At 42.9% G+C, this 18,739-nt stretch carries 14 protein-coding genes; 9 read left to right on the top strand and 5 right to left on the bottom strand.

Annotated elements, in window-relative coordinates:
• The first annotated feature begins 24 nt into the window (after positions 1-24).
• Positions 25-1,920, top strand: coding sequence for an asparagine synthase (glutamine-hydrolyzing) (gene asnB, locus NFI81_RS00245; RefSeq protein WP_234615410.1), 1,896 nt, complete (start codon positions 25-27; stop codon positions 1,918-1,920).
• Positions 1,921-2,127: 207 nt separating this feature from the next.
• On the opposite strand, the gene NFI81_RS00240 is transcribed toward asnB, so the two are convergent.
• The 3 genes from NFI81_RS00240 to NFI81_RS00230 all read right to left on the bottom strand — a co-directional run bounded on the left by NFI81_RS00240 (position 2,128) and on the right by NFI81_RS00230 (position 4,084).
• Positions 2,128-3,042 carry a polysaccharide lyase family 20 protein gene (locus NFI81_RS00240; protein ID WP_234615411.1) on the bottom strand — a complete coding sequence of 305 codons (915 nt, stop codon included), beginning with the start codon at positions 3,040-3,042 and terminating at the stop codon, positions 2,128-2,130.
• 119 nt (positions 3,043-3,161) lie between these two features.
• Positions 3,162-3,644 (bottom strand): glycosyltransferase, encoded by a 483-nt coding sequence (locus tag NFI81_RS00235; protein ID WP_234615412.1) that lies wholly within the window; start codon positions 3,642-3,644, stop codon positions 3,162-3,164.
• The gene (locus tag NFI81_RS00230) at positions 3,641-4,084 is read right to left on the bottom strand and encodes a glycosyltransferase family protein (protein WP_234615413.1); all 444 of its coding nucleotides are present in this window, start codon (positions 4,082-4,084) and stop codon (positions 3,641-3,643) included. The genes NFI81_RS00235 and NFI81_RS00230 overlap by 4 nt, the downstream gene beginning before the upstream one ends.
• A 1,036-nt stretch (positions 4,085-5,120) precedes the next feature.
• On the opposite strand from NFI81_RS00230, the gene NFI81_RS00225 reads away from it, so the two are divergent.
• The 3 genes from NFI81_RS00225 to NFI81_RS00215 all read left to right on the top strand — a co-directional run bounded on the left by NFI81_RS00225 (position 5,121) and on the right by NFI81_RS00215 (position 9,066).
• Complete coding sequence (locus NFI81_RS00225) at positions 5,121-6,056, top strand: glycosyltransferase family A protein (RefSeq protein WP_234615414.1); 936 nt, start codon at positions 5,121-5,123, stop codon at positions 6,054-6,056.
• A gap of 99 nt (positions 6,057-6,155) precedes the next feature.
• Positions 6,156-7,523 (top strand): exopolysaccharide biosynthesis polyprenyl glycosylphosphotransferase, encoded by a 1,368-nt coding sequence (locus NFI81_RS00220; RefSeq protein WP_234615415.1) that lies wholly within the window; start codon positions 6,156-6,158, stop codon positions 7,521-7,523.
• 367 nt (positions 7,524-7,890) lie between these two features.
• Positions 7,891-9,066, top strand: coding sequence for a polysaccharide lyase family 20 protein (locus tag NFI81_RS00215; RefSeq protein ID WP_234615416.1), 1,176 nt, complete (start codon positions 7,891-7,893; stop codon positions 9,064-9,066).
• A 93-nt stretch (positions 9,067-9,159) separates the two neighbouring features.
• Here the strand turns inward: NFI81_RS00215 and NFI81_RS00210 are convergent, their stop codons facing one another.
• Entirely contained in the window at positions 9,160-10,554 is a 1,395-nt protein-coding gene (locus NFI81_RS00210) for a DUF4270 family protein (RefSeq protein WP_234615417.1), read from the bottom strand.
• A 501-nt stretch (positions 10,555-11,055) separates the two neighbouring features.
• On the opposite strand from NFI81_RS00210, the gene NFI81_RS00205 reads away from it, so the two are divergent.
• Together NFI81_RS00205 and NFI81_RS00200 are read left to right on the top strand one after the other, a co-directional pair.
• The gene (locus NFI81_RS00205; RefSeq protein ID WP_234615418.1) at positions 11,056-12,084 is read left to right on the top strand and encodes a Kelch repeat-containing protein; all 1,029 of its coding nucleotides are present in this window, start codon (positions 11,056-11,058) and stop codon (positions 12,082-12,084) included.
• Between the two features lie 2 nt (positions 12,085-12,086).
• Complete coding sequence (locus NFI81_RS00200) at positions 12,087-12,431, top strand: DUF4907 domain-containing protein (protein ID WP_234615419.1); 345 nt, start codon at positions 12,087-12,089, stop codon at positions 12,429-12,431.
• A gap of 3 nt (positions 12,432-12,434) precedes the next feature.
• Here the strand turns inward: NFI81_RS00200 and NFI81_RS00195 are convergent, their stop codons facing one another.
• The gene (locus tag NFI81_RS00195; RefSeq protein ID WP_252176024.1) at positions 12,435-13,544 is read right to left on the bottom strand and encodes an endonuclease/exonuclease/phosphatase family protein; all 1,110 of its coding nucleotides are present in this window, start codon (positions 13,542-13,544) and stop codon (positions 12,435-12,437) included.
• Between the two features lie 170 nt (positions 13,545-13,714).
• On the opposite strand from NFI81_RS00195, the gene rimP reads away from it, so the two are divergent.
• The 3 genes from rimP to infB all read left to right on the top strand — a co-directional run bounded on the left by rimP (position 13,715) and on the right by infB (position 18,720).
• Positions 13,715-14,197 carry a ribosome maturation factor RimP gene (gene rimP, locus NFI81_RS00190; RefSeq protein WP_234615421.1) on the top strand — a complete coding sequence of 161 codons (483 nt, stop codon included), beginning with the start codon at positions 13,715-13,717 and terminating at the stop codon, positions 14,195-14,197.
• 86 nt (positions 14,198-14,283) lie between these two features.
• A complete protein-coding gene (gene nusA, locus NFI81_RS00185; RefSeq protein WP_026631556.1) occupies positions 14,284-15,525 on the top strand; it encodes a transcription termination factor NusA in 1,242 nt (413 codons plus the stop codon).
• A gap of 72 nt (positions 15,526-15,597) precedes the next feature.
• Positions 15,598-18,720, top strand: a complete 3,123-nt coding sequence (gene infB, locus NFI81_RS00180; RefSeq protein ID WP_234615422.1) for a translation initiation factor IF-2 — start codon at positions 15,598-15,600, stop codon at positions 18,718-18,720.
• Positions 18,721-18,739: the final 19 nt, after the last annotated feature.

Here is an 18,739-nt window from a genome sequence, read left to right as displayed (position 1 = left end):
CTCTCACGACTAAATCGCAATAAAATGTGTGGAATTGCCGGCAGTGTAAATTGCAAATTAACAAAAGAAAGTATTGATCTGATCCATCATAGAGGGCCTGATTCTCAGGCGCTTATTGAGATAGAAATGGGTAACAACCACCTGTTTTTTGGTCACACGCGTCTATCCATCCAGGATCTATCCGAAGCAGGCGCTCAGCCGATGTTTACGGACTGCGGAAATTACTGTATCACATTCAATGGCGAAATTTATAATCACAAGGAGTTAAGGCAGCGCTTGTCGGACGTCAATTTCAAGGGACAGTCTGACACAGAAACGATCCTTTACTACCTGAAACAATTTGGTATTGAAGGGGTTAAGGACTTTAATGGTATTTTCGCATTTTCTTTTTTCGACCGCGCAAAAGGTAAGTTATACCTGGTGCGTGACTGGTTTGGAACCAAGCCGCTTTACTATTATTTGAATGGTAACAAGCTGCTTTTCAGCTCAGAAATCAAGGTAATCCTCAACAATCCCGAATATAAAAAGGACATTGACGAAACTGCGCTGAACTCCTTTTTGACATTCAGGTATAACCCGGCTCCTCAAACGCTTTACAAAGACATTAAAAAGCTGGAAGCTGCCTCCTACCTTGAATTCAACCTGGACGGCACAGTGAAATATACCGACTACTGGCCCAAAGTTCAGAAGATCAACAACGACATTACAGAGGAAGAAGCACTCGTAGAATATAGAAGACTTCTTGACCAATCGGTTAAACGTCAGTTACTTAGTGATGTCCCGGTGGGTTTATTATTGAGTGGCGGTTTGGATTCGGCGGTTTTAGGAAAGCTGATGTCTGAAAAAGCGTCGTATCAGATAAAAACTTTTACGGTTGGTTTTGAAGGAAAAGGAAATTACAATGAGCTCGACGACGCGCGCATAACTTCGCAACTGATCAACTCGGAGCACCATGAGATATATATGGAGAAGGATACTTATATGAACTACTTTTATAAGTCATTCTTCCACACCGAGGAACCGATTGCAGAACCGACCATTCCGGCGTTGTATTATCTTTCCAATCTGGCATCCCAGCATGTGAAGGTTGTTTTGAGCGGTCAGGGAGCGGATGAGCCAATGGCCGGTTACAAGCGATACAAGGGAGAGAAATTCATTTCGGATTACCGAAAAATCCTTTCAATGCTTCCATTGTCACTCGCCTCAACATTGTTCCCCAATAACAGCACGATTGACAGAGGCATTTACTCGGCCAAGTTCAAGGACGAGCTCGACCGCTTTATTGCCATTTACACCTTGTTTACACCGGATTTGAAAGGAAAGCTATATCAAGGCGGCTTGCAGGATCAGATTGGTATGGATCAAAAGTTCTTGTTTCAGAAAGCCTTTGACCGCACTGACAAAAACGCTGACTCGCTCTCTAAACTGCTTTTCCTTGACACCAGGACCATGCTTCCTGATAACTTGCTGCTTTTCAATGACAAGCTGACAATGGCAAATTCCATTGAAAACAGGGTTCCTTACCTGGATATTGACCTGGTTAATTATCTGGAAACGCTGCCTATTCATTTGAAACTGAAAGGGCAAATGGGCAAATACATTCACAAGAAAGCATCGGAAGCCTGGTTGCCAAAGTCCATTATCCACCGCAAAAAACGCGGTTTTGAAACACCTGTTGGTGACTGGTTTAAAAGCGAACTGTCTGACTCACTTACAGACCTGATCGATAGCTCAGACTCGCTAAGCCGAAAATATTTCAATGTGCCTTTCATTAAGGATATGATCCAGCAGCACCGCACAATGAAGAGAGATTACAAAAAGCAGCTGTTCATCCTGCTCTCACTGGAGCTGTGGCATTCCTCATTCTTCAAGAGTGATTTCAGCTCTCAGCCAGCTGATCTTCAAAGCGTAATCGGCTGATGATCTGCATTATTTAGCGGATTTATCTCGAAATGAATCGCCCCGGATTATGGATTTCACCATCCATGGTCCGGGGCATTTGCTTGCATTAACCTCGGCAAAAGTTACCGTTCAACAATGTCGGTAAGCGCATTGGAAATATGGAGCACAACAAAAAGGGCTGGTTTTTAGACCAGCCCTTTTACATAAAATTTTACTACCAAACTATCAGCGCCCGGGATATACATCCTTGTAACGCGCCCGCTCATTGCCTACTGTGACCTCATCGACAAACATGACCCGGCTATTAACCGTTCCATTTACGTTTCTCTTCCAATCCCACTTATTAATCCCTACTTTAAAGTAAGGACACGTCTCGTCATTATATCGGTTGGGCTGACCTATTCTACTGAAAACCATTTTGTTTTGTTTCCACACCTCAACAATTCCTGATTTGTCATATGCCCATTTGATATGAAAAACCCAATCCAGCCAGCGATCTTTTTCAACCGGGCCCAGATCTATCCTTGTAAAATTATCATTGTACTGCTGGGTCACCTTGTTACTGTCAACCCTGATTTCCAGAACAAACCGGTCTTTTAAAACGCCCAGAAACAAAGGGGCACTCCGCCATTGTTCACCGGCAGAAAAATCAGGCAATGCCTGCCACTCCACAATACTTTCTTCCAGGGAGTCCTTCATGTAAGCAGCCGGAAAATAAAGTGAAAATCCAAACCAACCTTCGCGGTTGTTGTTAGGCGCCCGGCCTAGCTGTGAGCGGTATTCGTACTGAGAATCATGTCTTCTCAATTCAAATCTCACCGATTTTGCCCCGGCTCTTTTAACAGAATCACTGGCCTGAGCGGCCCAGGAGCAGCAAAGGCTGCTTTCGTACCATTTGGCGATCTTTTCATCAAAACTGTGATGGGCTATTACAAAACTATCCAGCGGGTAAATGATATCCGGATCCAGCGCTACATCACCCTCTCCCACATCCGTAGGTCTGCAGCCCTGAAATAACATCAAGCAAGCGAAGACCAGCATCAGACTTACAGCACTTCTTAATTTAAAATAGTCATTTAAATTTTCCAAATTATAAGTGCTGCTACTGCTGCAAATATTCAATTCATTTTTGGCCTTCATAATGTTTATTATAGATTAATGAATATACACGATAAATGCTTCAAATATGAATTAATATTATCGAAGTGAGTTTTGAAAATATATACGACGAGAATCGCAATTAAGATTAGCCTATCTAATTAAATGGAAATAAAATCCTGCAACGAATCTATCAATTGCGGAGATGCGTATCTGCCTACCCTATGCAATGTATTTAACTCTCCGCTTAAAAGATTAAGGACTTTATTTCTTAAAGTCGCTTCATCATATGCCACATGCAAGTAATTCAATCTTTCCAATCTTTTTGCCGTGGCCATCTGATGCTCATTCCTGTGTTCTCCCAATTTAGCGAGTCGTGGGAAAATAATAATAGGCTTATTATATTCAAGCGCAGATATGACCGTACCCATACCCGCATGGCTGACAATTAATTTTGCAGATGAAAAATATTTGTCAAATTCAGTCGGACCTACGAACTCTAAGGATTTCATATTCTTGACTTTGTAATTACTTTCCGAAATCTGGGCCACAAAAGGTATTTCCGGAAGTTCATACGCCAATTTGTCCATCGTTGATATCAATCGGTCAAATGGGCCTTGTGTTCCAACAGTTATAAATATCATGATAATACGTTTCCGCTAAAAGTGACTTTTGAATTTGATAGATCCGGCCATTGTGTATAACTCTTGTCGGCAATGGAGGCCGCAATTTTACCGGACATTGATAAGTTTTCAACATTAGCGATGCTGTCCACCCAAACGGTTTTCGCTCCAATCATTTTGCCCGCAATAATGCCCATTAATCCGGGCGCGGCGCCTGTTGTGATGATAATGTTAGGGCGTAGGGAGAATATTAATTTAAATACACACAGCAGTGAATAAATAAGCTTGAATTTATTCCATCTGCTTGCATCAGGAATGTCATAGAACTGGTAACCCTTTACTGTGTCAGCGAAACTCTTTTTTGTTGATGCGTAAATTAATTCATGGCCTTCAAAAGCTGGTTTCAATCTTAATAATTGTACCCAATGTCCGCCTGCGGAAGCGATAGCTAAAATTTTCATAATAATTTAAAATTCCAAATTGATAGTTTAAGAGGAGTTAGTGCAATCAGGATTTTTTCAGAAAGCACCGGGAGGGAAAGTGCTGGATTAGAAATTTACTAGGGAGATTTGTTGAATATTAAAATCTTTGTTTATCATCTTCATAAAGGGTTTGGTTAGAACGCAAATCAGGACAAAAACTCAAATTTTGATTTGTATGTCCTTAAATCCTTTGCAATGATAATTCATTGTAATTGTTATGGATCTTTTTTTGGGGTAACCAGGCATATTTTCAGGGTGTACAATGCCTCATATGGGGGCAATAAGTATCAAGCAGATCACTTAAATAATTAACAGAAAAGTATTTCTACACGCGTTAAGACTTAGTGGTAAACAGGTTATTAAAAGTAATTTCCCGTATCATTTGTATTCTTAAAATATCAAATACAATACTTAATTTAATGCAAGTATTAAGACAAAATTGAAATAAAATGGAAAATGCATTTTTCTTAAACTATTATTATAAGAAATAGAGTTCGATGCTATGTATTTAATTTCTCTGCGTAGAAGTATTTTTAGTTTGGCAATATTTTCAATTGTTATATCAGCCAATATCCAGAAATATATATTGCGCGTTTAAATATATTCACACAAGTATTACCGCACTTTTTGAAATAAAATCCCTTCAAGAAACCCCGGATAAGAATAGGATCACCCCAAAGATCTCAAAGTTTGACCCAAAAATATTCAGTGTCTTTTTTACGCCTTCTATCTTAGATGCACCAAAAAAATATTGAAATCAGTATTGTGTTTCAACTTGCATTGTTGTGAGTACTTTATATTTAATAGATACGAGCAACAGCTTTCCCTGGCATCAACACGCTACATTCAAAAAATCACCTGAATAGTGTAAATATTAATTCGGCATATACGCTTGTGAACCAGGCGAATATGATACTGTAATGGATGTTTTGATAAATCACTATTAGGAGAATAATAAATATAATGTGTCCGCAAGAATCAGGTTTCAATTCAATACAACACTTAAAATTTTAGAATGAATACAAAATTGTTTGACATTCCTGTCTTGCTGATCATGTTTAACAGGCCCGAAACAACCTGTCACGTATTTGAACAAATTAGAAAACTAAGGCCATCGAAATTGTATATTTTTTCCGACGCTTCCAGAGAAGGTATAACCGAAGAAGCTGAACTAGTCGAGACCTGCCAGTGCCTTGTCGACGACTCGCAGATAAATTGGAACTGCAGTGTTGAAAGATGGTATCCGGAATCGAATATGGGTCAGGCCATTGGCGTATCATCTGCCATTACCTGGGCATTCGAGACCTGTGAAAAACTGATCATTTTGCAGGACGACTGTCTTCCGCATCCCACGTTTTTCACTTTCTGCAAGTTCATGCTTGAAAAATACTACACCAATGACCGGGTAATGCACATATCGGGAACGCGTTGGGATGAGGGGCTTAACATCAAACATACTGATCACTTTTTCAGCCTTATCGGACATGTCTGGGGCTGGGCTACGTGGAAAAGGGCCTGGAACAAATATGATTTCTGGATGGAGCATTTCCCGGAAATGAAAAGCCAGAAAAAAATTGAGCGTCTGTTCGGCAATGTCGATATCGCTAAATTCTGGCAGGATCGCTTTGATGAAGTTTATCAACAGCACACAAAAAAGACCTGGGATTATCAATGGCAATATACGCTGTTTGAAAATTACGGGCTGGCCGCCCTGCCGAATGTAAACCTGGTAAGTAACATTGGATTTGAGCGCGGAAAATACGGCGTACGGCATACCGCAGATCATTTTTGCGAAACAAAGATGTGGCAGACCATTCCGGGCAGCGTACAATTGTCCATTAATAAGACCTATGAGCAGCTTTATGCAAACAAACGGTACTTGTTTAAACCCAGACTTCGCACAAGGATTGTGAACAAGTTCAAGCAAATGCTGCAGATTAATCCGGGCTAAGTCATCTTTCGCATCAAAACACACACCAGCTCTTTAAACGAACGTACAATGAGTCAGTAAGTAAACCCTTAAATCAAAGAATACAATCCCTCAACATTTATGAAACATCATGGCATTGGAAGCCTATCCAGGGTGCATCTCTGGACAGACATCTTCCTACTGAATCTGTCTTATTCGCTCAGTTACGCTGCATTGCCCGGTAATGCAAGCCTTCTTGAGGACCATTCAACACTCAATCTGCTGCTTACGGGCAACTTGCTGTGGATCGCTTGCATTTACTTTGTAAAGCCTTATGCATACAGCCAGGCAACTTATACCAGTTACAGCCATTTTGGAAAGCTGGTGCTTGCTATTGTGACCCATTTGCTGTTGATGGAAGCATTTCTATACAGCAGCAATACGGCGATGGGTACCAAAGAAAATTACATTTTTATCGCTTTTGAACTGTTTTCATGCCTTTCCCTGCTTACGCATGTAGCCCTTATTTTATTACTGCAATATCTGAGGCAATCCAGGTTTAATTTGAAGAGATATGCGGTAATAGGGAAAGGTGATTTAAGCGAGCTCGTACATCATTTCGACCAAAAGCGCCGCGGGCTTGGCTACGAGTTTTGTGGAATATTTCAACTGGGGACCAAAACACCTCCTTTGGAAAACCTTGAAAGTTTCATGGAAAGCGAGCGGCTCGATTATATATATTGCTGCATGGCGGAAATGAACCATGAGCAGGTTCAGGGCGTCATCAAACTTGCCGAACGCAAAAGAACGCAGGTGCGCCTGATCCCGGACTTTCGTGGTTTTACAGCCAATAAGTTTAATTTCGAGCCTGATGAGGTCTATCCGATCATTAATGTTGACACAAAGCCCCTTTCCAACCCGAGTGAGCAACTCGTAAAGCGAAGTTTTGATCTGATCTTTTCTTCGGTAATTATGATCCTGGGTTTGCCTGTTTTCCTTTTAATAATGCTGGCCGTAAAGCTCACTTCAAAAGGGACCATATTCTTTGTTCAGGAGCGGACCGGGCGTTGGGGTGAAACATTTAAGATTATCAAGTTCCGTACCATGCGCATGGACGCCAATAAATATGGCCTACAACATTCGCTTGGTGCGAAGGATCCTCGTATAACGCCTATCGGAAACATTTTGCGCCGGACCCGTCTGGACGAGCTTCCACAGTTTTTGAATGTGCTAAAAGGCGAAATGTCGGTGGTTGGGCCGCGGCCGCTACATAAATATGATGTGGATATGCTGATGCAGGAGGCAAGTCATGATTTTCAGAAAGCCCTTACCATAAGGCCCGGCATCACTTCCATCGGGCAGATTAAAGTAGGATATGCCACAAACTCCTCAGAAAATTTGCACCGCCTCAAATATGATATCCTTTACCTGAATACATACAGCCTGACAACCGACTTATACCTGATATGGCTGACTATCCATGTTATTCTGCTTGGTAAAGGGCGGTAGCTGCCCGCATCGTTTCACACCCTCCCCAAGTCCCAATCACAGTAATGTGGTTGGGACTTTTTTTGCATTATACTACAAAGCCATAATCGTAAATTACATTTATAAAACATTAAAAATCAAGTATTTATCCTACTCCTAATTCAACAAAAACTAATTTATTCTACAAGAAAATAGATTTCAGAATGAGATTGTAACGGAATTACCAAAACAATTTCTATTATTGACGAATCTTTGCTACAAATTAGAACTACACAAGCAGTAGTCCAACCACTACTTTCTATTTAGATAGTGCGTTTGCATCGATTTTAGAAATAGGAAAACCAGTTTGAATAGCCCGCAATTTCAATCAACATTATCTGAATGTTCTATGAACCCTCGAATTTTACCTGCTCTATCCCGACACATTCTGACCTGCTCAGTCTTTTTTAGCCTCGTTTCCGGATGTAAAAATCCGGATGTAATCGACCAAAATCAAAAAGGGCTGGATGCCTCTGCAACCGCTGAATCCATTGCACGTAACACCGGAACACTGATAGACGAAGAGCCGATCAGACGCTACCATTTTGATGATGAAATCGGAAACTGGTATGAAAACTCAACCTGTTGCCCCTGGTCCATAACGTTGAACAACTCCATAAAAAGGGCTGGTGCCGGCTCACTGAAGGTTGAACTGAAAAGGGAAGACACGCCAAACGACCACCGCGCAGAGCTAGGCTGTTCGCCCAACATGAATAAAGAAGGCTGGTACGGTTTCTCACTTTTTTTTCCATCATCGTTTGCCAAAGAGTCCATTGAAGAAAGCATTGTGCAATGGAACTCACTGCCCGACTTGAAAGAAGGCGAATCGTGGAGAAGCGCGCCATTGTTTCTGGGCGTCCTCAATGACCGTTATGTGCTGGAAATCAGAAGTGATGCCAACAGGATAACGACGCACAATTTCTCCTTCTCGCGTTTGGATCTTGGCCCGGTTGAAAAAGAAACGTGGCACGACTGGGTGTTCCACATCAAATGGGCCTATGACAATACTGGGGTGATAGAAGTATGGAAGAATGGTCACCTGGTGCTAAGCCGGTTAAATCAACCCAATTCTTATAATGATGCCCTGTTCCCGTATTTCAAAGTGGGCATCTATAAATGGGACTGGACCACGAAGGCGACGGCGGGAATAGACAGCAGGACTATGTTTGTTGATGAGATAAGCATTGGAAATCACACGGCGGATTTTAACAAAGTTTCCCCGCAAGCCGCCCCGCTTCCTGTCACGCTCGTGTCGTTCGCAGTGGCCAAGCTTGGGCTTGTTTCACAATTGAAGTGGAGCACGACACAAGAAGTGAATGCAGATCGTTTTGTTATCCAAAGGAGCACCAATGCAAAAAACTGGCAAAATGTGGGTGAAAAAGTTGCCAACGGAGTCAGCAAAAATCTGATCAACTATACATTTACCGATCAAAAACCTGTGAAGGGAACCAGTTACTATCGATTAAAGATCGTCGACAAAGATCAGACCTATGCATATAGCAGCATTAAAAGCTTGAAATTTTAATGAAGCAGTTCTAGGAATATTGTCAGAGCATAAATAGAAATGGAGCTGTCCTTTGCAGAGCAGCTCCATTTGTATTTATCTCTATTACAATATCTAGCGCACATTAACCGAAGTGTAGTAAAGCCGCAGTTTAATGCCCGGGTCGCTGTTTCTTTGATCGCCGATTACAAGCCGCGCTGCACTTTTACTGAATTCTGTATTATAATCAGGAACGCTTCGATCGAATTCGGTATTGAATGGTGAAGTCCTAAGCAAAATGCCGGTTGTGTTATCGCCACTGGCGGCTAGAACCGTCGTCAGATAGCCGCTCAGATCAAATTCATAATAAGCTGTGTTATTGAGCAGGTCAACCCTGTAATTAGCCGTTATAATCTCACCCCTTAAATTTCGCAATGGTTCAGGAAATCCTTCGGCCCCCAAATAATACTCATTATTTTTATCAACCAGATAAGCATACAAGGTCGAGGGCGCAGGATAAAAGTTTGTTACCGAAGCTTTCAATGGCGATACCCGCAAAAAAGCCTTATTAACAACGGTGTAAGGATTTAATTTCAATTCTTTGATCGTTGGTAAGTCCACCCTCGTAACCACAGCTAAACCAGATTGTATAAAAGACATATTGCCTGATTGCGCTGACGGCAAAGAGAGTCTGCTCGTAGTAGGCAGTTTAGCCAGTTGGGTACCTTTTCTGTCCCCTAATATTTGATTATAGCCAGTGTTCGTTTTAATCACCGTGGAATCCTTCGTGATTCCGTCGTCCCCTGTTAAATGGTAATGCAGCTGGATAGAAGTATTGTCGTTGGACAGCGTAAAACCGATGACGGGCCCGTTATCGGTTGCACCGGGAATCAATGCCAGGCCCTTAATCAGGTCAATCCATTCCGTATTACTGGGAAGCAAATTGCCTTTGCCCATATCAAATATCTGCTTGCCCAATTTGTCAGAAAGTCTGATACTAAGCTTTCCGCTGGATCTTGGCGTTGGCACCACTCTTTTTTTCCCAAGCGCGGCTGCTTCATACGGCGTGCTATTGGAATTGTAATATGCTCTTTTGGTAGTCATATCTTCCAAAAGCTTATGCACGGCGATATTCATGGCAACAGTAGTATCGCCATGGGCGTAATTGTCATATTGCAGGGAAAGTGTCAGCGAATCGTAAACGGCCAGTTGGGGCACCACGATCGCATTATCAATAGTTGGCTGAAAAAATGCAGTTGCCTGGTATTTACCAAAATATGGATCAATATTTCTTCCAACCAAAAGACGCGATGGTCCTCCGGTCATTACCGAATCAGCGGCAAGCGAGGAAAGCGTAACCGTAGATGTATCTGAAAACTGCACAGCAAAATCGTCAACATCGGGCTGGACGATCGCTTCAATCTCATCTCCTGAAGGTTCACAACCCGTAAGCGAGGCTGTTACACCCCATATAATCAGTAATCTAAAAACCGTTGAAGATCTTTTAAGAAAATGCGAATTGAATTTCATTTAGTGCAAGAACAGTAAAAAATGCAAAATTATCATATGTAATCTTAATTACAACATCATTCAGACAAATGCGGCAAATTAAAGCAGCATGGAGGCGTTGCAACAAAAACACAAAGCCGGACGTAAGGGTTAAAAATGACATGAACCACAGCTTTGGCGCCACTTAACAGGCCGTTGATCATAGTTACGCCGAACGGCCGCTAAAAGTGGCAAACATGGTTAATAAACGTAAAAACAGACAAGCTATTTTAAATCAAACACTATGAAGCTTATGACAACAATACGGATGTTATCATCGTTGAAAAGCAGCACGGAAGGTTAAACTTTTAGACAAAAAGTAACATATAATTTTACTTAGCAGTATCAAGATGTTATGTTTGCAAAAAATTTGAAGTAGCGACTGCTGATTTCGAAGCGTTAATCTTAACAAAAGGCATGGTCTCAGCGCCTCATTATTCACCAATTTTCTATTGTATCAATTAGTCAAACCATATTTTTTACATGTTTAATACCTTAAAAAAGACTTCATTAGCCCTTCTGGTTGCTTCAACCGCATTTATTTCCCTTAGTTGCAATAAAGATGATCCCGAAGCTGACAAAATGGGAAACTGGTATAGAGCTGGCATTCCTAGTTTCGGAGGATCAGCCAGGTCCCGCGCAGTAAGCTTTGTTATTGGAAATAAAGGATATATCGGAACAGGTCTTACAAACGAGACTGTTCAGAGAGTGAAGGATTTCTGGTCCTATGATGCAACGACTAAAATCTGGTCGCAAGTTGCTCCGTTTGAGGGATCCGGAAGAAATGATGCTGTTGCTTTTGTTGTTAGTGGCAAAGCATATGTTGGTCTTGGCTTTGATGGCGTTACCACAGTTGACGGCGGATACAAGAAGGATTTTTATCAATATGATCCAACAGCCAATAAATGGACCAAAAAAGCTGACTTCGCTGGCGGAACGCGCCAGTATGCAACTGCTTTTGTTACTGCTGACAAAGGCTATGTAGGCCTGGGATGGAACGGAAGCGGTTACTATCAGGATTTTTACGAATACAATGCACAGACTGATAAGTGGACTGAAAGGGCGACATTTACAGGTGGAAAACGCAGAGGCGCATTGGCATTCACAGTGGGTGGTAAAGCATATGTAGGGTTTGGTCAAACCAATTCGGGATCTGGAACGGAAACCAAAGACCTTTACAGCTTTGATCCTGCTGGAAACAGTGGAACGGGAGCATGGACAAGAATGGAGGCTAATACGAATGATGACTTCGAGCCAAGAAGTAACGCTTTATCATTGGTGATCAATGACAAAGCTTATATCGTAGGCGGAAACGCGAGGTCTGATACATGGGAATATACACCCGGGACTAACACCTGGACTGAAGTTGCAGAATTCGAAGGTGGCCAGAGAGCTTTCGCTGCTGGTTTTGCCATCGGTAATACAGGTTATCTAGGAACAGGGGGCAGCATTGTGGACGATTTCTGGGCATTTGATCCTGCTGTCGCAAAAAATGATGACGACAACCTGTAATTGTGAGTAGTAAGAAGAAACTCATTGTTATAATAGGCATACTGGCCTTTGCTGCTGCCACTTATATTTTTCTTTCCAAAGGAGATATAGGTGCAGACGGCAAAGGCCTTCGCCGTTTAAAGGTAGAAGCTTTTAAAGTTGAGTCTGGATGGGGTTACCGCGTTCTTGATAAGGGAACACCCATTATTGAGCAACGCAGCGTTCCGGGAATTCCCGGCAACAATGGTTTCAAAAACGAAGAATCAGCGCTGAAAACTGCTAAGCTTGTAGAGCATAAACTTGAAAAAGGAATTTTCCCCCCTTCCATATCCATGAGCGAGCTGGACAGTCTCGGGATCGACTATTAAATGCTATTCTTTTCCCTGCTTTGGTTCATTTTGTTTGAAATGATAATGTCCCATCACCGGGTAATGGTCTGAATAGTCGACCTTATTGAAAGTAGTAAAGTCCTGAATTTGAAGCTTGTCGTCGCTGTAAAACTGGTGGTCTATGCGGATAAAATAAGGCAGGTGATTGAATGTAAAGCCAAACCCATCTCCTTTCTCTTCAAAACCATTTTTAAGCAAGCCCCGCATTTTGCCGTAAACGTATCCATAAGGGATTTCATTGAAGTCTCCGCATACAATGACAGGGTAAGGTGAAGCTTTGATCCAGGATTCCAGAACCGTCATTTCAGCTGACCTTCTGACAAAACCATTACGGATGCGTTCGAATGTGATCTTCCCTTCCTTTTTAACGCCATCAATTTGCTTTTGACGGACCAGCGCACTCAGCTTTAAAGTCATCGAATAAAGATGCACGGCAATGATGCGCACTGTATCCCCTTTGATTTTAATATCTGCCTGCAACATTCCGTTTTGCGCCTCGAAAATGGTATCCCTGCTGGCTATGATCGGATACTTGGAGAAAACGGCGAGCCCCCAAGAATGTGTATGATTTTCAGCTTTATTGCGGCTATAAAATGCACTGTGCGCATATCCGCTGCTATCCAAGGCCTTATTGATGTTAAGAAGCCTGCCCCGGTCGCTGAAATATTCCGGCATACAAAGAATATCTGCATCCGAAGCGCCAACCCAGCTTTTCATATCACGCACGCTTTGCCTAACGTCCGAATCCTTTAAATCTTCATTGCGTTGAAAGCTGTGCACATTATAGTTCATCACGGAAAATGAATTACGCAGCTGCTGCGGATCAGCTTTATGGCCAAAAGAATACGTCCTGGAAAGGAAAATCCCTGCCAGAGCGAACATAGCCAGCGGAAGCAGCGCCTTTTTTCTCTCAACAATAAACCAGATCGGAATGCTGACCAGGTGAATGAGGACCACCACCGGAAAAGACATCATCATGAATCCCGCAACCCATCCTTTGAGCGGAATCCACAGTATCAGTATGTAAATCAGCAGGGTATAAAAAGTGAAACACTTATATAGGAACCACAGAAACTTTTTTAACCCTTTCATTAATTCAAATATCGCATTTTTTAGCAAAAATAGGCGATAGATATCAATTTAGAAGACATCGCTTTAACTTGTACAAATGATAAAATATTTTTACCTTTGCAAATAATTCTATTTTGATCGATTGATTGAGGGGGTCTTTAATCCCCTTTTTTATTTGCAGTAAGCCGTACATGACAATAAAAGAGCAGTTGGAAGCTTTGCTGGAACCCCTTCTAGAGGATGGTGACTGTTTCCTTGTAGACATCATCATCAAGCCTTCCAAGGTAAGCCAAAAAGTATCAATTCTTGTCGATAGTGATGAAGGGATAACCATCCAGCAATGCACATCCATCAGCAGAAGATTGGCCAAGCAGCTGGAAGAGCTGGAAGTTTTTACAGACGCCTACACACTTGAAGTTTCATCTCCAGGATTAGACCAACCTTTGGTTTTGCACAGGCAATATCAAAAAAACCTGGGCAGAAATTTAAAGGTTACATTGAAAACGGGGGACGTGGTTTCGGGAACACTGATTGAGGCGAGTGAAGAAATTGTTAAATTACAGTTACCTGCACCTAAAAAGAAAACGAAAACACCCATCGACCCAGCCGAGTTGATCCGGGACATTCCGTTTGACGATATTTCAAAGGCTTTAATAGAAATTTCTTTTAAATAAAGTTGCAAGCCAGATAAGATCTCTGATTTGTAATCAATTATATAATATGTATAACTTAGTATCAGCAAATATCTATAACATAAGCAATGGATAGCGGAATATTAATTGAGTCATTCGCCGAGTTCGCAAGCTCTAAAAACATCGATCGCCCAACGATGATCAGTGTTTTGGAAGAAGTGTTTCGTACAATGATTCGTAAGAAATACGGCACTGATGATAATTTCGACGTAATCATTAACCCAGAAAGCGGTGACCTTGAAATGTGGCGGACGCGCGAAATCGTGGACGACAACTCAGAGGACATTTGGGACTATAACAAAATACCGCTTGCCGAAGCCCGCAAAATCCAGGGTGACTTTGAAGTAGGTGAAGAAGTGGCAGAGGAAGTTAAGCTGGTTGAATTCGGCCGCAGGCTGGTTCAGACGGCAAGACAGACTTTGATCCAGAAAATCAAGGACATGGAAAAAGAGATCATGTTCGAGAAATACAAGGATCAGGTGGGTGAAATGATCACAGGTGAGGTTTACCAAACATTGCGTCACGAAGTGATCATTGTTGATTCAGAAGGCAACGAACTTTCGCTTCCGCGCACAGAGCAGATTTCAAAAGACCGCTTCCGCAAGGGAGAATCCGTGAAATCTGTGATCCATAAAGTGGAAATGAACAACGGTTCGCCTAAGATTACATTATCAAGAACGTCACCCGTTTTTCTGGAAAGATTGTTCGAAGTTGAGATTCCGGAGATTTATGATGGAATTATTTCAGTAAGACGTGTTGTTCGTGAACCAGGGGAACGTGCCAAAGTGGCGGTAGAATCATACGACGACAGAATTGACCCGGTCGGTGCTTGCGTCGGAATGAAAGGATCAAGGATCCATTCAATCGTTCGTGAACTTGGTAATGAAAATATAGATGTTATCAATTACACAGACAACCTTGAACTGCTGATCAGCAGGGCACTTAGTCCGGCCAAAGTGAGTTCAATGCAAATTGACCGCGATGCAAAGCGTGTTTCTGTTTTCCTTAAGCCCGATCAGGTTTCACTTGCAATCGGTAAAGGCGGACAGAACATTAAACTGGCTGGTAAGCTGGTTGGAATGGAGATTGATGTTTTCAGAGACATTGAAGAGCAAAATGACGAAGACGTCGATTTGACCGAATTCTCTGATGAAATTGATGAATGGATTATCAGTGAACTGCACAAAATTGGTCTGGATACAGCCAAAAGCGTGCTGGCACTAAATAAAGAAGAACTTGTTAGAAGAACCGACCTTGAAGAAGCAACGGTTGAGGAGGTTCTTGACATTCTTCGAAAAGAGTTTGAATAATTTACAATAACCGGCAGTTTTAATCCAGGGGTTAGATCTGCCAATGCAAAACTTTTTCTACTAATTGCTAATATGGCAGAAGATAAAATGATGCGCCTAAGCCAAGTGGCACGGATCCTGAACGTAGGAATTACTACGATCGTGGATCACCTGTCTGCCAAAGGGTATAAGGTGGAGAGTAACCCGAATACAAAGATTAATTCTGATCAGATTGATTTTCTTGCAAAAGATTTCAAATCTGATGATCTGAAATCATCCCTTTCCTTTAAACCTGTTCAGACTGAAACTCCGGTAGAAACTAAGGAAGAAAAAGTAAAAAGTGATGTTGATGGAATTCTTTACTTCCGTAACAGTCCTTCGAAACCCGAAGAGAAACCTGTTGCTGAGGAAAGCGAATCAAATACTCAACCCGCTTTTGAAAACCGCCTGCCTGGAATTAAGGTTGTAGGTAAAATAGATTTAGACGCAAAAAGACCTGCGCCTGCGGCAACCGTGGAGGAGCCCAAAGCGGAAGCACCCAAGGAAGTTGTTTCAGAAAAAACAGAAACTCCTGCTCCTGTTGTTGAAACAAAACCGGAACCCAAGCCAGAACCTGTTTCTGAGGTAAAACCAGTTGTTGAATCCGTTCCGCAACCTGCACAACAAACAGCTCCCGAAAAAATTGAAGAGCCTGTAAAAGAGCAGCCTAAGGCTGAACAGCCACAGGAAGCCAAAATTGCGGAAGAGCCAAAACCAGTTGTTGCCTCAACTCCTGATGAAAAACCACAGGCAGAAGCACCACAAGCAGCAGCCCCTGTTGCCGAAACAACTCAGGTTGCAGAACCAGCAGCTACGCAGGCAGAAGCTGAACCAGCGGCTGCAGGTGATGAAGCAGGCGAATCCAACAATCTGATCGAAGCCAAAGGCGAGCAGCTGCGCGGACTTCGCGTGATTGGTAAGATTGAGCTTCCCTCTGATAAGATTAAAAAGAAAGACCCTGTTGCATCCAGCAGCGATACAGCAGCAGATAAAAAACGTCGCAGAAAACGCAAGAGAATCCGTGATGGCGTAGTGGTAGCCGGTGAAAACCGTCCAGCTACAACGGCAGCGGATCCGAACGCACCTGCAAGACCCAAAGAAGCAAATGTTCCACCGGCTGGAAACCGTACAGGCAACCGTCCGGCTACACCGGGAGCACCCGCAGCCCCTGGCACAACAACGCCAGCAGGCAATGCACCCGCCCGAAGCGGACCGGGTAACCGCAGCGCTGCAGGAAGCAACAACCGTCGTGGTGTTAAAAGAGAAGAAGTTTCTGACAAAGAAGTTGCAGATAACATTAAGGCCACAATGGCCCGCATGGGCGGTGGTAACACCAGAAATGTCGGTCGTGGTGGAAAAGGAGGTCGTCGCAGAGACCGTGGAGATCAGAACGATCCAAACGGACTGGATTCGGACGAAACAAAAGTATTGCGCGTAACAGAATTCGTTTCGGCAAACGATTTGGCTTCGTTAATGGACGTTACAGTTCAGGAAGTCATCTCGGTTTGTATGAGCATGGGTATGTTCGTTTCGATCAACCAACGTCTGGACGCAGAAGCGATCACATTCATTGCTGACGAATTCGGATTCGAAGTTGCCTTTATTTCTGCCGAAGAAGAAGTGCAAAATGATGTGCAGGAAGAGGTTGATGCAGAAGAAAGTCTGAAAGAAAGAGCGCCGATCGTTACCATCATGGGTCACGTTGACCACGGTAAAACGTCGCTTCTGGATTATATCCGTCAGGAAAACGTTGCCAGCGGTGAAGCGGGTGGAATTACCCAGCACATTGGTGCTTACAGCGTAAAAACCAAAACGGGAAAACAAGTTACATTCCTGGATACACCGGGTCACGAAGCTTTTACAGCGATGCGTGCACGTGGAGCGAATGTAACGGACGTGGTCATCATCGTGATCGCAGCGGACGATAGCGTCATGCCGCAAACACGTGAGGCGATTAACCACGCTCAGGTTGCCGGTGCACCGATTGTATTTGCATTTAGTAAAGTAGATAAGGCTGGCGCCAACACGGAAAAAATTCGTGAGGAGCTGGCAAACATGAATCTTTTGGTTGAAGAATGGGGTGGTAAATACCAGACCCAGGAAATATCTTCCAAATCAGGAATGGGTATCGACCTGCTGCTTGAAAAAGTATTGCTTGAAGCTGAATTATTGGAATTGAGAGCCAATCCGGATCGCCGCGCCGTTGGAGCAGTTGTTGAAGCTTCTCTTGACAAAGGCCGCGGATATGTAACCACAATCCTTGTTCAAACCGGAACCTTGAAAGTGGGTGATGTTGTACTGGCAGGATCTCATTACGGAAAGGTGAAAGCCATGACCGATTACCTGGGGAAAAAGCTGAAATCAGCCGGACCATCAATGCCAGTTCAGTTGCTTGGTTTGAATGGCGCGCCACAGGCAGGTGATCGTTTCAATGTTTTTGAAAACGAACGTGATGCCCGCGATATCGCAACCAAACGTGAGCAAATCCAGCGCGAGCAGTCTATCCGGACGCGTAAACACATTACGCTTGAAGAGATCGGCCGTCGTAAGGCAATCGGAAGCTTCCGTGAATTAAACCTGATCGTTAAAGGTGACGTGGATGGATCGGTTGAAGCCCTTTCTGATTCGTTACTGCAACTTTCAACATCCGAAGTTCAGGTCAACATTATCCACAAAGCTGTGGGTCAGATTTCTGAGTCTGATGTAAACCTTGCAATTGCTTCTGATGCCATTGTGATCGGCTTCCAGGTTCGTCCTTCTTCCAATGCCAAGAAAATGGCAGAACAGGATCAAATTGAAATCCGCCACTACTCAGTAATTTACCAGGCGATCGATGAAATCAAGGATGCGATGACCGGTATGCTTGCACCTTCTATCGAGGAGATCATTACCGGAAATATCGAAATCCGCGAAGTATTCAAGATCAGCCGGATTGGAACCATTGCAGGTTGCTATGTGACTGATGGCTATGTGAAGCGTAGTAATAAAATCCGCATAGTGCGTGAAGGAATCGTGTTATTAACCGGCGAAATCGACTCGCTGAAACGTTACAAAGACGACGTTCAGGAAGTTAGAAACGGTTATGAGTGCGGTTTGAGTATCAAGAACTTCAACGACATTGAAGTGGGTGACATTATCGAAAGCTTCGAGCTTCGTGAAGTGAAAAGAACACTTTAATAGTTAAAGCATTTATTAA

The sequence above is a fragment of the Dyadobacter fanqingshengii genome, assembly GCF_023822005.2.
Classification (GTDB): Bacteria; Bacteroidota; Bacteroidia; order Cytophagales; family Spirosomataceae; genus Dyadobacter; species Dyadobacter fanqingshengii.
This window is presented reverse-complemented; position numbering and strand designations above follow the sequence as displayed.

What these genes read in the sequence shown, in the direction of transcription:
- asnB (WP_234615410.1), top strand. Translation starts at nt 25, where the DNA reads ATGTGTGGAATTGCCGGCAGTGTAAATTGCAAATTAACAAAAGAAAGT.
- NFI81_RS00240 (WP_234615411.1), bottom strand. Translation starts at nt 3,042, where the DNA reads ATGAAGGCCAAAAATGAATTGAATATTTGCAGCAGTAGCAGCACTTAT.
- NFI81_RS00235 (WP_234615412.1), bottom strand. Translation starts at nt 3,644, where the DNA reads ATGATATTTATAACTGTTGGAACACAAGGCCCATTTGACCGATTGATA.
- NFI81_RS00230 (WP_234615413.1), bottom strand. Translation starts at nt 4,084, where the DNA reads ATGAAAATTTTAGCTATCGCTTCCGCAGGCGGACATTGGGTACAATTA.
- NFI81_RS00225 (WP_234615414.1), top strand. Translation starts at nt 5,121, where the DNA reads ATGAATACAAAATTGTTTGACATTCCTGTCTTGCTGATCATGTTTAAC.
- NFI81_RS00220 (WP_234615415.1), top strand. Translation starts at nt 6,156, where the DNA reads ATGAAACATCATGGCATTGGAAGCCTATCCAGGGTGCATCTCTGGACA.
- NFI81_RS00215 (WP_234615416.1), top strand. Translation starts at nt 7,891, where the DNA reads ATGAACCCTCGAATTTTACCTGCTCTATCCCGACACATTCTGACCTGC.
- NFI81_RS00210 (WP_234615417.1), bottom strand. Translation starts at nt 10,554, where the DNA reads ATGAAATTCAATTCGCATTTTCTTAAAAGATCTTCAACGGTTTTTAGA.
- NFI81_RS00205 (WP_234615418.1), top strand. Translation starts at nt 11,056, where the DNA reads ATGTTTAATACCTTAAAAAAGACTTCATTAGCCCTTCTGGTTGCTTCA.
- NFI81_RS00195 (WP_252176024.1), bottom strand. Translation starts at nt 13,544, where the DNA reads ATGAAAGGGTTAAAAAAGTTTCTGTGGTTCCTATATAAGTGTTTCACT.
- rimP (WP_234615421.1), top strand. Translation starts at nt 13,715, where the DNA reads ATGACAATAAAAGAGCAGTTGGAAGCTTTGCTGGAACCCCTTCTAGAG.
- nusA (WP_026631556.1), top strand. Translation starts at nt 14,284, where the DNA reads ATGGATAGCGGAATATTAATTGAGTCATTCGCCGAGTTCGCAAGCTCT.
- infB (WP_234615422.1), top strand. Translation starts at nt 15,598, where the DNA reads ATGGCAGAAGATAAAATGATGCGCCTAAGCCAAGTGGCACGGATCCTG.